Here is a 775-nt window from a genome sequence, read left to right as displayed (position 1 = left end):
CCGACATCCACGATGACGCCGAACTTCACGTCGATGAGATAGTTGTCGGAGTACGCGAAGAATGCCGGCCCCTTGTGAGCGCCGGTCCACTGCGCTGCCGGATCGGATGGCGAGACAAACTTCGGGATGACATCGCTGGCGGCGCCCCACGCCGGATCGTCGAGGGTTGCCAAATACTCCTTCACCGCGCGGCTGGACCTGGCCGGATCGCGATCCCTGCGCCAGTCCTGACCTGCGATCGAGCGCTGCTTGTTCGCGTCGGCCGCAATCAGGCTCGCATCGACTGCAAATCCTTCGCCACCAACCAGACCGGCGGCAATGCATGTCTCGACAATCCGTTCGAACACGCGGCGGAGAACATCTCCATCACGGAAGCGCTCGTTGCGGGCGCGCGAAAATGCCGAATGATCCGGGACAGCGTCCTCGATACCAAGCTTGCAGAACCAGCGATAGGCGAGGTTCACCTGCACTTCACGGCAGATCAGCCGTTCCGAGCGGATCGCAAAGACATACCCCACGACCAGCATCCGGATCATCAGTTCCGGATCAATCGACGGGCGCCCCATCGACGAATAGTGAGATGCTAGTTCACCGCGAAGCCAGGACAGATCGAGAGCAGCATCGATCTTCCGCACCAGATGATCTTCGGGTATCGCGTCGCCAAGACGAAACTCGTAGAACAGTTGACCTTGGTCACTCTTCAGACGGCCCATCATGGATCGACCTCGCCGAGATTCGCGTCAACACAACGGAATCACGGTTCGTGACTTGTCTC

The 775-nt window shown here is 59.7% G+C and carries 1 protein-coding gene; it reads right to left on the bottom strand.

Annotation, left to right across the window (positions count from 1 at the left end; genetic code table 11):
- A partial coding sequence (locus IVB36_RS11775) for a transposase (RefSeq protein WP_247391517.1) occupies window positions 1-716 on the bottom strand: 716 nt, incomplete at its 3' end.
- Between the last annotated feature and the right edge of the window lie 59 nt (window positions 717-775).

It is taken from the genome of Bradyrhizobium sp. 35, assembly GCF_023073215.1.
GTDB lineage: Bacteria > Pseudomonadota > Alphaproteobacteria > Rhizobiales > Xanthobacteraceae > Bradyrhizobium > Bradyrhizobium canariense_D.
The sequence above is the reverse complement of the archived record's forward strand: the minus strand, read 5'-3'. Positions and strand labels throughout refer to the sequence as shown.